Source organism: Nonlabens sp. Ci31 (assembly GCF_012974865.1).
Taxonomy (GTDB): domain Bacteria; phylum Bacteroidota; class Bacteroidia; order Flavobacteriales; family Flavobacteriaceae; genus Nonlabens.
On record NZ_CP043633.1, the window covers coordinates 987,847 to 1,000,745 of the forward strand.

Below are 12,899 nucleotides of genomic sequence, written 5' to 3' on the forward strand. Positions count from 1 at the left end.
TTTGTTCTGTGTCCCAACAGATCTCTTTTCCCTTGATTCTTTTTTAAGTTCAAGTTCGATTTCACTTCACTCCTGTACTTCCAAAACCACCTGCTCCTCTTTCTGTACTGCTCAATTCTTCTACTTTATGCCAGTCTGCACGCTCGTGTTTTGAGATGACTAACTGCGCGATGCGTTCTCCATCTTCTACGGTAAAGGCCTCGTTTGATAAGTTTACTAATATCACTCCTATTTCTCCTCGGTAATCTGCATCTATAGTTCCGGGTGCATTGAGGACGGTTACCCCTTTTTTGGCAGCCAGACCGCTTCTAGGTCTTACCTGAGCTTCTGTTCCTATAGGAAGTTCTATAAATAATCCTGTTTTTATAATCGCTCGTTCTAGCGGTTGTAAAGTTACGGCTGCTTTAAGACTTGCTCGTAAATCCATTCCTGCACTTGCCTGGGTTTCGTAATGAGGTAATGCGTGTGCCGATTTATTTATGATTTTAATGGTCATTTTCTTTTGAGGATTTTGTTAATTATTTCTCTTTCGCGTAAGCTAACTACTGCTATCATTGCAAGCGTCATTAAAGCTCCTACAAGATAGGTTTGCCAGCTTTCTATACCTAATTCTTCTCTTACAAAATAGAAAAACACCAATGAGAAACTTATAGATAAGATCAAGTAAAGTAAAATATTTGTAAGATCATACGGTACGGCAAGATGTTTTCTACCAATGAGATAAGAAACTACCATCATCAAAGCATAAGCGGCACAAGTCGCATAAGCACTCGCCATATAACCTATATGCGGAATCAATAGTACATTCACGAAAATGGTAAGTACTGCTGCTGTAATGGAAATGTAGGCGCCATACCGAGTCTTATCCTGGATTTTATACCATACAGAAAGCGTTTGATAAATCCCTGAGAAGAAATAAGCGATCAAAATAAGTGGCACGACTTCCATAGCGGTTTCGAAGCCCTCTTTAACAATATAAGGTTTTATGAAATCTACCAAAACCACATAGGCCATCAACGCCACAGATCCAAAAGCGACAAAGGCTTTAGTAATCAATGCATATTGTTGTGTAGCATTTTTATCTCCTGACTGACTAAAAAAGAAGGGTTCTACTCCTAGTCTGAAGGCTTGTGCGTACAAAGTCATTCCTACGGCAAGTCGATAGCCTGCGGTGTAAACGCCTACAATTCCTTCTGCCTCTTCTTCCCCAACCGGAAGCAATTTTTGAAGCAATATTTTGTCTACAGTTTCATTAATCGCAAATGCAAAACCAGCCAAAAGAATGGGCCAGCCGTAGGAAAACATGGTTTTCCAAAGTGTTGCATCAAATTCCCATTTGGTGAAATAGGGTTTTATGACTATTAAAAACGTGATAAAACTTGCCGAGAGAAAAGCAATAAAAAAGAGCTCAATTCTATCTGCTGGAAGTACTCTTTCCATAGAAGGAAAATCTTGTAAAACCGTAAAAAACAATAAGGTCATACCTACTGTGATCAACACATTGAACAATTTGATCAGTGCATATTTAGTCGATTTTCCTTGCGCTCGCATATAAGCAAACGGAATGACCATTAAAGTATCAAAGACGATTACGGCAATGACCCATTTCCAATATTGAGCAGACAAGCCTGTTGCCGCTTCTATTTGATCTATAAATAAATAGGCTGCCAAACCAAAAACAAGGGTAGTTGCCAGCAAGGAAACAAGTGCTGTTCCTAACGTCTTGGCTTTAGTAGAAGCATCGTTATAAAACCTAAAAAAAGCCGTTTCCATACCATAAGTAAGGATGACGTTTGCAAAAATGATATAAGAAAAGATGATAGAAACCTCTCCAAATTCTACTTTTCCAGGTAAGTACTCCGTGAGTAGTTTAGTTAATAAAACCGTAAGCAATCGTGGCAAAACAGTCGCCAGACCGTAGATAAAGGTGTTTTTAAAAAGGTTTTTTATGGAACTCAAAAAGATGGCTTATTTGAATTTCAAAGGTAGGATTATTTTCCTAAGGCTAGAATTAATTCTAACTTTAGGAAAATGAAATAAGTAAGGGTTTAATTAAATTTCGAGATGATTAAAGTTCTTTGGTTTTCAACCAGCATCTCATCTAACTTTCCGACTTTAGGATGAGCCGATATCATCGTATTCAGGCTCTAGAAAACGAGCCATCACCCTGTTGTAAATTTCATAAAATCCACAGCATGTTAGCTAGGTGGTGATCATCGAGCGAGAAATCCTCACCTAGTCCAAAGCATGTGTTCTTGATAGCAATCAGATGATCTGTTTATCAGTTCTATCAAAATTTAATTACCATCGCCTTGTGGTGGTGCTCCAGGAAAAGCGATGCTTTCTTTTTGCGTTATACCTTCCAACTTTACGAGTTTTGTTTTTCCGTCTACTTCAAATGCAATTACCGCTTCGTCTTTGAGTAATTTAATAGGCAATCCTTCCATTTGAGGTGCTTCGTTACCGTATTCATTTTTAGGATCCAAACTCATGTCCCTATCTGTATTAGGAAAACTAAAGCGGGTGACTAACATTTGCTTGTCATTTGAAGTAAAGCTAGCTACATTATTCTCCATACCACGGAAATAAACCGATTCTAACTGATGTCCTTCTATTATCGAGGCGGGAAAATACAGCGTCACGCCACTTCCAGAACCTGGCGCACCACCAGTCCATTCTTCATAATAAGGCTGCTCGCCGACTTTAAAATCGGTACTGGACAAGGTTTTGGAGATTTTTTGAGAACTACAAGAACTTAAAATAATCGCTATAAATAGAGTGAAGTATTTCATAAGGTATTTTGTTTGATGAATTCAATGATTGTGCCGAATGATAAAAGTAGTACTTATTAAAGAAACAAGAACGCTGGACTGAAAGAGTGGTGAGAAGATAGCGTTTTGGGATACTCTTTGTCAGGTTTGCTTTCACCAACAACATCGACAAACTCTTTCCAGCGCCTTAGTGTGCAAAAAAATCTAACTTATTTTTCCTTTACCCAAGCTTAAAGGGTGCAGAAACATCGTGTAGGTTTCTGTTTCTCAAGCCTAAAGGGTGCAGAAACAAGAAATTGGTTTCTGTTCCTCAAGCCTAAAGGGTGCAGAAACATGATGTGGATTTCTGTTCCCCAAGCTTGAAAGGTGCAGAAACATAAGCTCTCTTTTTTTGATTTTGATATACATTAAAGATTGTTTTTCAAGTTCGATAAGCTCAAGTTCTGTTGAGAAACCTCCCCTTTTTATTACCTCCGACGATCTCAGCTGAGCCGATAGAAGATATGGCATGGGAAAAGGTTGCAGAGCTAATTTGAAAATCGAACACCGATTAAGGAATATCGAATGCTGAAATTGAAACCTCCCTTTTTATTGACTCCGTAGATAGAGAGGATAGCTTCGGGAGAATATTTTAGAAAACACCATTACAAACTATTCAAAATCTTAGCCGCGGCGATAATCTCTTCATCCTTCTTTGCAAAGCAAAACCGCAACATTTTAGGATCTTTTCCATTCATAAAAACAGAAATTGGTATACTGGCTATTTTATGTTCGATAGTGAGTCTTCTGGCAAAATCTACATCAGGTTCATCGGTAATCGCACTATAATCCAACAACTGAAAATAAGAACCGTGAGCAGGTGTAAAAGAAAACCGGCTGTCCTTTATAAGGTTTAAGAAAAGATCGCGTTTGCGCTGATAAAAAGCACCTAATTCTCGATATCTATAAGGTTCTTGAATATAATTAGCTATCGCATCTTGTACGGGATGATTTACACAATACACTACGTACTGATGTACTTTATAAAATTCTTCCATTAAATGTTTAGGAGCGAGACAAAACCCCATTTTCCATCCGGTAACATGAAAGGTTTTTCCGAAACTACCCATTATAAAACTGCGATCACGCAGGCCATCGTATCTCGCAGCACTAAGGTGTGCTCTTCCGTCAAAAGAAATATGTTCATAGACCTCATCGCTTAATAACAACAGGTTATTATTCACTACTATTTGCTGTAGCTCATGCATATCCTCATGTGTCAGCATATTACCGCTGGGATTGTGAGGCGTATTGATTAGAATCATCTTGGTTTTATAAGTGATTTTATCACGCACTTCTTCCCAGTCTATACTAAATTCTGGCAGCGTCATTGCTATAGGAATTGCTTTTCCGCCAGCGAGTTGAATCGCCGGTTCATAGCAATCATATGCTGGGGTGAATAGCATTACCTCATCGCCAGAATGCACCATTGCTTGTATCGCAGAGAAAATCCCTTGAGTCGCCCCGGCAGTCAAGCAAATTTCATTTTCTGGATGGTAAAAAGCATTGTGTTGTTGTTGCGTCATGTTAGAAATCGCTGCGCGTATTGACATCAGTCCTGCCATAGGAGCGTATTGATTTTTATCGTCTTGAATCGCCTTTACTAACAACTCTTTTAAAATAGGATCTGCTGGGAAATTAGGAAATCCTTGAGAGAGATTAAGAGCGTTTTGCTCGTGCGAGAGCCTGCTCATAGTAGTAAAGATGGATTCTGTGACCTTGGGAAGCTTTGAAATCATACTTGTAAATTACGAAATCATTTTTTATAAAAAGAAAGAAAAAGCACCTTTTCCAGCATAAAAAATCCCACTTCAGTACAACTAAAGTGGGATACTTATAATTCTATTTTAAGAAACTATCCTATAGTTTCTGCTTTTAAATACTCGCGATTCATACGTGCAATATTTTCTAATTTAATTCCTTTAGGACACTCGATCATACAAGCCCCAGTATTGGTACAGTTACCAAAACCTTCAATATCCATTTGACGTACCATGTTCATCACGCGGTCAGTAGCCTCAATTTCGCCTTGTGGTAACAAAGCGTATTGAGAAACCTTTGCGCTGGTAAATAACATAGCACTAGCGTTTTTACAAGCTGCAACACAAGCTCCACAACCTATACAAGTTGCTGAGTGAAATGCTTCATCTGCTTTAGCTTTCTCAATCGGAATAGAGTTTGCGTCTTGAGTATTACCTGAAGTGTTAACCGATACATAAGCACCAGACTGCTGGATTCTATCAAAAGAAGAACGATCGACAATTAAATCTTTGATCACTGGAAAAGCGGCTGCTCTCCATGGCTCAATAGTGATGCTATCTCCATCATTAAACTTTCTCATGTGCAATTGACAAGTAGTTGTCAATTTTTGCGGCCCATGAGGTTGTCCATTAATCATCATGTTACAAGATCCACAGATTCCTTCACGACAGTCGTGATCAAATTCTACAGGAACCTCTCCTTTATTGATCAAATCTTCGTTTAAGATATCCATCATCTCAAGGAAAGACATATCGCCTTCAATACCATCAATAGGATAAGTAACCATTTTTCCTTTGGCTTCAGGACCAGCCTGTCTCCATATTTTTAAAGTAAGTTTCATACTTTTATTAATTTGTTAATGGTTATTAATTGTTAGTTAATGGTCAACTGTGAAAAGTTCCCTGACTAGCTCATAACAACCGGTTATTAACTTTTGGCTTTTTTTAAATACTTAATATAGCCGTTCAAATTTTTATATTGTCGTAAATATCTTTTTCTAAAACATCTGCGACATCACTATTTATATACTTTTCAACAAGTGCACAATGTATCTGATCTTGATGCCCTTCTCATTTGAGAAACTAAATCAAACCTTTCGTGTTTAGGAAAAGTTTTAAGTAATTCAGAAACTTTATTTCTAATCTCTTTGCCTTTTTTCCAGCAATTCAAGTCTTTAAAGCTTCTTATCTCACTCGTTTATTTATTGTATTTCGCTTTCGCGAAAGCGAAATACAAACAATTATCAGTTAACTAATTTCTATTTATAACTACGAGTCTTCAATTCCACATTTTCAAAGACCAAGTCTTCTTTGTGCAATTTAGCATCACGCGGATTCTCATTGTATTCCCAAGCACTAACGTATGCATAGTTTTCATCATCACGCAATGCTTCACCATCTGCAGTTTGATATTCCTCACGGAAATGACCACCACAACTTTCGTTTCTATCTAATGCATCTTTTGCAAACAACTCCCCTAATTCAAGGAAATCGGCAACACGCCCAGCTTTCTCTAGCTCTTGGTTTTTAGTATCTGCCGTTCCTGGAACTTTTACATTCTTCCAGAAATCTGCTCTCAACTCAGCGATTTCATCCATGGCTGCTTGTAGGTCTGTCGCATTACGAGACATCCCACATTTGTTCCACATGATCAAACCTAATTTCTTATGATAGTAATCAACAGAATGAGTTCCTGTACCATTCATCAATTTCTCGATGCGCGCACGAGTGTCTTTTTCTGCTTGATCAAACTCGGCTGTTTCTGTAGAAATAGCACCTGTTCTGATTTCGTCTGCCAGGTAATCACCAATGGTGTATGGTAAAACGAAATATCCATCAGCTAGACCTTGCATCAAAGCACTTGCTCCTAAACGGTTAGCACCATGATCAGAGAAGTTTGCTTCACCAGCAGCAAAACATCCAGGCACTGTGGTTTGTAAATTATAATCTACCCATAATCCACCCATGGTGTAATGGACCGCAGGGAAAATCTTCATCGGTACTTCGTATGGATTCTCGTCTGCGATATTGCGGTACATGTCAAATAAGTTACCGTATTTTTTTTCTATAACTTTTTTACCTAAAGCAATCATCTCTTCTTTACTAGCATCTTTATGACCACTTGTTAAAGCTTCTACTTTTCCATATCTGAAGAAGGAAGCTTCAAAATCTAGATAAACAGCATTACCTGTTTTATTAACACCATAACCGGCATCACAACGCTCTTTTGCAGCACGGGATGCTACATCGCGTGGCACCAAGTTACCAAAAGCTGGATACCTTCTTTCTAGGTAATAATCTCTATCTTCTTCTTTAAGGTTGACACCTTTCAACTTCCCTTCACGTATTGCTTTTGCGTCTTCTAAGTTTTTAGGAACCCAAATACGTCCATCATTACGCAAAGATTCTGACATCAATGTCAGTTTAGATTGGTGATCACCACTAACTGGAATACAAGTTGGGTGAATTTGTGTATAACATGGGTTTGCAAAATAAGCACCACGTCGGTGTGCTCTCCATGCTGCCATTACATTACTACCCATAGCGTTTGTAGAAAGGAAAAATACATTTCCATAACCACCAGAAGCAATTACTACAGCATGTGCTCCATGTCTTTCTATCTCTCCTGTAACTAAGTTACGAGCAATAATACCACGTGCTTTACCGTCCACCTTTACAAGATCTAACATCTCATGACGGTTGAATGGAGTTACTTTACCACGGTTGATCTGTCTGTTCAATGCCGAATAAGCTCCTAACAATAACTGCTGTCCCGTTTGACCTGCAGCGTAAAAAGTTCTTGAAACTAATACACCACCAAAAGAACGGTTATCTAACAAACCTCCATACTCACGAGCAAAAGGAACTCCTTGTGCTACGCACTGGTCAATAATGTTAGAAGAGACTTCAGCAAGTCTGTGAACGTTTGCTTCACGAGATCTATAGTCACCACCTTTTATGGTATCATAAAACAGACGGTAGTTAGAATCTCCATCTCCTTGATAGTTTTTAGCGGCATTAATTCCCCCTTGTGCAGCAATGGAATGCGCGCGACGCGGAGAATCATTATAACAAAATGTCTTTACATTGTAACCTAGTTCAGCAAGAGTTGCTGCAGCAGAGCCACCTGCCAAACCAGTTCCAACAACTATAACATCTATGTTACGTTTGTTTGCTGGGTTGACCAGATTAATGTGATTTTTATGATTGACCCACTTTTCTTCGAGGGGCCCTTTAGGTACTTTAGAATCTAATACTGACATAATTTATATATTATGAGTGAGTAAAATGGTGGTACAACGCGATGAAAATAAACCCAGCAGGGATCAATACTGACCATGCGTAAGTTGCTTTTCTCAATCCATCACCTTTATTAACTGCTTTGGCTCCCATAGACTGGAAAGAGCTGTTAAACCCGTGCCATAAGTGCATGGACAAGAGAATAAAAGAGATAACGTATATGACAGTTCTCCAAAACGGCTCAAATTTTTCTTTCAACTCTGGCAGGTAACGTGTTGGATCTTCAGGATTACTTTCAATATATTTGTAAGCCATCTCGTGAACCCAAAAGTCATACATGTGTAATCCTAAAAAGGCAAGCACCACAAGACCAGTAATGATCATGTTACGAGACACCCAAGTAGAGTTTGAATTACCCGAAAATTTAGCATATTTTATGGGACGTGCTTTTCTGTTTTGATAATCTAAGACGATACCCATGATAAAGTGTACTATCAACCCCCCTATTAATATAGGTTGAGCAATATATTGCACTAATACGTTGTATCCCATAAAATGAGACCATTCATTAAAAGTGTCTGGTGCAATAACAGAAGTAATGTTAATTACAAAATGCTGTGTTAAGAATATAACTAAGAATAATCCTGAAAGTGCCATTACCCACTTTCTAGCAAGCGATGATTTTACTAATGCGCTCATGTATAATTTTTTAATTTGCTGCAAAGATAAGTTTCAGCCGTCTCAATATCAATCGTAATAGTTAAAAGCCCTATTACTTTGCCTTATTTGGATTCAGTCTTAATAATTTTTATGCATACAGTCCTCTATTAAGTAGCATATCACCTCTTTTACTTTCAAGAAAAGAGTTAAGAAAATGTTGTTGTTTTGTTTGCTTACCCTTTATATCGAGAAGAATATGCGTTCCTAATCATACCTGCCTTTGAATACTTAAAGAGCTACTGACTTATGAGGACCAATAATTATATATCGTTTTCGCGAAAGCGAGCATAAAAAAGCCACTCCTTATAAGAGTGGCTTAATAATCGTTTAACTATTGCTATTCTAAATACAACTAGGGTTGGGGTTCACTGGAACATCCGTCGTAAGCGTATGATACCAGGCGAGTGCTGGATCATTTGCTTGTACCGTGCGCAGTACCATTCTATTTGCAGTAATTTCTAAGATTTCATACTCACTACTTCCTACGTACCAGCTAATAAAACTGTCGTTTGCTAATAACATAGTGGTTTTTCTAGATTGATCCACTGGAGCATCTGTATCAAGTGTAGGAAGAAAAGTAACCACACCAGGAGCAGGAGCTGTAAATGGCAAGCATTCATCGGCATTGGCCGTATTAAGAGCCGATGGACCACCAAATTGAGTTAGATAGGAATTGTGAAAATAAGTGCCTCCAAAATTATTCAACTCATAAATAACATTATTTCCGGCTTTTGTAAACGTCATTTCATCCTCGTAAAAACATTCTGTTAACTCATTACAATACCTTCCAAATGCAGGAACCGGGAAAAATGCTGGAGTATAATAAGCATCCGGAGACTGTCCTCCTATCAAATTTGTAGGTCCTACTCCCCAATGACCATTTTCAGTTACTGACCAATACCATGTTTTAGAAGTTCCTCCTGTTAAGAAGTCTTTTGCCTCTGCATCATCAAAGGTGCTTAACACATCTATTATGACAGTTTGTGTTGTTGCAGCTCCGCCTGTCCCAGTAGCGGTTACCGTAACATTGTAACTTATCACACCCAATTCTACAAAACGGTGCTCTATAGTTCCATCAAAAGAAGAACCATTGCGCCCATCACCAAAGTCATAAGTATAATTAAGAGCATTATCTGACATTGCATTAAAGACTACTATTCCAGTTCCATCTCCGTTAGGGTCAGCTACAGTTTCACCTTGAATATCAAAATTTAATACCAAATTACTAGGCGCAATCACAGCACCAAATTCGGTGTCGTCATCTTGACATGATTGGAATAGGACTCCCAAAATCAAGACTATTAAAAGTTTATAATAATATTTCATTGCTATATTTTTAATTAGTTTTTATTAAGTCATCAATATAGATCGTCTCTGGGGCAGCAGTTGCCGCTAGCGGATCAAAGAATATCACAACATTCCTTAAGTCGGCTGTAGTACTGCCGCTAAAGGAGTTGAAGGTTAGTTCTTCCCAACCATTAGCAACCGTAGTGGTAACACTTGTCACTTCTTGAAATAAACCACCGTTACCTACTCTTTCGATTTTTAACCATACCGGCAAACCTGCTCTAGGAGAATACACTTTTAAAGTGAAAGAAGTTGTTGCACTAAATGCAACCGGTTGATCAATAACTATGGCAACCAAAGAAAAGTTATTGGGCCCAGTAGCAGGTCGATCAAACTGCATCACCGTACCAGAACTATTTACCATATCTGGCACAGGATTAGGAATTATGGAGAATGCTCCATTATTCGTACCTATATTATATATCCTGTTAGCATCTTCAAAAGTTAAAGGCAATAGTATCGGAGGACCATCAGCTAGCTCAATATCATCAAAGTAATTCACATCAGCAGTAGGCGCACCTCCTAAATCAAAAAACACTACAAAACGACTAAAAGGCTGGGTTGTATCTAAACCTGTGGTATCAAAGAAAAGCGTTTCCCATTCACCAAGCTTAGTTGTAAATGCTTCATAATCTACCGATGCAATACTACCATCTGAATTTTCCATTTTAATGGTAACCTTTGTTCCTATAGGCATTGGTGACCATGTTTTCATTCTCAGGCTCTGTGGTCCTGAAAAGTCTATAGGCCCGCCTAGTGGCACAACAACACCTCCATAGGTCTGTGCCCCGGTCTTTACTATGCTGACTACTTTAGTACTATTATTATCTACGCTAACGTCAGGATTATTGATGATAGCAACGTTAGATTCAAAGTTGATTAAATTGTAATTTAAAGTAGACGACTCAAAGTCCAATGGTAACATCACCGGGTCTTCAATCATAACCACTTCAGTTACTGCAGTAATAGCAGCACCACCACTCAAAGCAGTAACGGTTACGGTATATGTTCCAGTACTTGAATAATCGTAAATAACTTCCTCACCTTCCATAAAAACAACAGCCGCTAATGCTGGATCCTCGCCAAAAGTAACTTCAAAAGCGGTCTCAAAGTCTGCTGTAGCGTTAACTGAAACACCAAAGTTAGATGTTGCACTTTCTGTAACAGTAACAACCAGATTCTCTGGAGCTCTAAAGGATACATCGAGGTTTTTAGTAAACTCTGTAGTTTTACCACTTAAATTAGTGGCAACCACTCTTACAGGATAAGTACCTTCAGCATAATTGCGTTGTGCGTTTTCTCCTAATGGCAAAACCGTGGACTCACCAGTACCGTCTGCATAGAAGACCTCAAAGCTTGTCACATCAACACCAGAAGGTGAAATGGTCACAAGGCCAGAATTGTCTTGAGTAATGTTAAAAATTAGACCCAAGTCCTTAGGAGCCTCTAGTGCCAGACTTAAATCTCTGCTGTCATCACTATCACAACTCCACAGAGCCGTACTGGCAACTATTAGAGCAACTAATAAAAATTTAATGTTTTTCATTTCAAATCGTATTAATAATTAGGATTTTGTTCCCATCGATTCCCAGCAAGTAAAATCTCTTCTAGTGGGATGGGGAAAATTTCATGTTTGCCGGCTACAAAACCGTCTATTTCTGCCGCTGCACGACCAGTTCTTACTAAATCAAAGAAATGGTGTCCTTCACCAACTAGCTCTAGTCTGCGTTCTAGAAATATAGCGTCTGTTAAGGCCGTGCCTGAAGTTAGCACATCAGGTAATCCAACTCTAGTTCGTACCTCGTTGAGATACGTTTGTGCCTGTCCATCTCCTAGACCTCCGCTGTTATAAGCCTCTGCTGCCATCAAATAAACATCTGCGAGTCTTATGGCCCGGTAGTTATTAGGGTTGGTAAGATTAGCATCTCCAGTATTCAAATCCCCTTGTCGAGCAATATATTTTCTATTGTAATAACCTGTATGTTCAAAACCTACACTAAATGTAGCGTTGTTAGCTGCCGCGAAAGCGTCTATATCTAAAATTGCCGTGTCTTTACGTGGATCAGCGGCATCAAATAGATCTACCACCTCTTGAGTAGGGACATTAAAACTGAATCCGGAGTCAAAAGTAGGGCCGTTATAATTTCTAATACCATTAAATCCTACTGCAACATTTCCTTCACTACATTGTAAACAACCAAAACCAGCACCCTCAGCATCTGAATACTGAATTTCAAAAACCGACTCTGAATTGTTTTCATTGTCATTTTCAAAAATTGTTGAATAATCGGTAACTAGGCTATAAGGTCCAAAACCGATTAGGTCATCGAGCACATCAGCAGCCTCTATATATTTCTCTTGAAACAAGTATACCTTTCCTAACAAGGCTTGTGCACTACCTTTAGTAGCACGACCTACATCTGGAGTAGTGTATTCTAAGTTATCAACTGCAAACATCAAATCTCGTTCAATCTGTTCATAAACAGCTGCTTTAGGAGTGCGATCTACTTCGAACTGATCTCCAAATAAAAATCGTTGATCTACCACTAACGGTACATCCCCAAAAAATTTGACCAATTCAAAATAATAGTAAGCTCTAAGAAAACGTGTTTCCCCTAGTACTCTTGGCTTATCGGGAAAGTCCGTTTTATCTTTAAATTCCATGATGTAATTTGCTCTATTCACACCCGCAAACATCCACCTCCATAAATCTGTTAATTGCGCATTTACAGGCGTGTGAATCATATCGTCTATTTGTTGGATACCTATAACATCAGTAGCGCTCTCGCCACCAGCCAGAGTATTATCTGAGGCTATCTCACCCAACATGACATTAATATAACTGGACTGTAGCAGGTCATAAGCCGCAATTAATGCGTTTTCATAATCGGCTTGCGTGTTAAAAAAATTTTCTGAATTAGCATCTTCACTAGTAACGTCTATATAATCCTCGCTACACGCATTAAAGCCTATGGCTGCGACGAATAATAGCATATATATCTTATAAATTTTCATCTTGATT

11 protein-coding genes are annotated in these 12,899 nt (G+C 38.6%); all 11 read right to left on the minus strand.

The window, feature by feature from the left end; all coding sequences use genetic code 11:
• Window positions 1-61: 61 nt before the first annotated feature.
• Window positions 62-496, minus strand: a complete 435-nt coding sequence (gene dut / locus F0365_RS04490; protein WP_169932597.1) for a dUTP diphosphatase — start codon at window positions 494-496, stop codon at window positions 62-64.
• Complete coding sequence (locus F0365_RS04495) at window positions 493-1,959, minus strand: lipopolysaccharide biosynthesis protein (protein WP_169932598.1); 1,467 nt, start codon at window positions 1,957-1,959, stop codon at window positions 493-495. The genes dut and F0365_RS04495 overlap by 4 nt, the downstream gene beginning before the upstream one ends.
• Before the next feature lie 338 nt (window positions 1,960-2,297).
• Window positions 2,298-2,792, minus strand: coding sequence for a hypothetical protein (locus tag F0365_RS04500; protein ID WP_169932599.1), 495 nt, complete (start codon window positions 2,790-2,792; stop codon window positions 2,298-2,300).
• A gap of 623 nt (window positions 2,793-3,415) precedes the next feature.
• Window positions 3,416-4,549 carry a methionine aminotransferase gene (locus F0365_RS04505; protein WP_169932600.1) on the minus strand — a complete coding sequence of 378 codons (1,134 nt, stop codon included), beginning with the start codon at window positions 4,547-4,549 and terminating at the stop codon, window positions 3,416-3,418.
• Between the two features lie 116 nt (window positions 4,550-4,665).
• Window positions 4,666-5,412, minus strand: coding sequence for a succinate dehydrogenase/fumarate reductase iron-sulfur subunit (locus F0365_RS04510; RefSeq protein WP_169932601.1), 747 nt, complete (start codon window positions 5,410-5,412; stop codon window positions 4,666-4,668).
• A 191-nt stretch (window positions 5,413-5,603) separates the two neighbouring features.
• On the minus strand, window positions 5,604-5,741 hold the full coding sequence (locus tag F0365_RS16640) for a four helix bundle protein (RefSeq protein ID WP_262889023.1): 138 nt from the start codon (window positions 5,739-5,741) through the stop codon (window positions 5,604-5,606).
• 88 nt (window positions 5,742-5,829) lie between these two features.
• Window positions 5,830-7,833 (minus strand): fumarate reductase/succinate dehydrogenase flavoprotein subunit, encoded by a 2,004-nt coding sequence (locus tag F0365_RS04520; RefSeq protein ID WP_169932602.1) that lies wholly within the window; start codon window positions 7,831-7,833, stop codon window positions 5,830-5,832.
• Between the two features lie 10 nt (window positions 7,834-7,843).
• Complete coding sequence (locus F0365_RS04525) at window positions 7,844-8,509, minus strand: succinate dehydrogenase cytochrome b subunit (protein WP_169932603.1); 666 nt, start codon at window positions 8,507-8,509, stop codon at window positions 7,844-7,846.
• A gap of 363 nt (window positions 8,510-8,872) precedes the next feature.
• A complete protein-coding gene (locus tag F0365_RS04530; protein WP_169932604.1) occupies window positions 8,873-9,856 on the minus strand; it encodes a PKD domain-containing protein in 984 nt (327 codons plus the stop codon).
• Between the two features lie 10 nt (window positions 9,857-9,866).
• Window positions 9,867-11,423: a hypothetical protein gene (locus tag F0365_RS04535; RefSeq protein ID WP_169932605.1), complete on the minus strand. Its 1,557-nt coding sequence runs from the start codon at window positions 11,421-11,423 to the stop codon at window positions 9,867-9,869.
• An 11-nt stretch (window positions 11,424-11,434) separates the two neighbouring features.
• Complete coding sequence (locus F0365_RS04540) at window positions 11,435-12,892, minus strand: RagB/SusD family nutrient uptake outer membrane protein (RefSeq protein ID WP_169932606.1); 1,458 nt, start codon at window positions 12,890-12,892, stop codon at window positions 11,435-11,437.
• Window positions 12,893-12,899 lie beyond the last annotated feature (7 nt).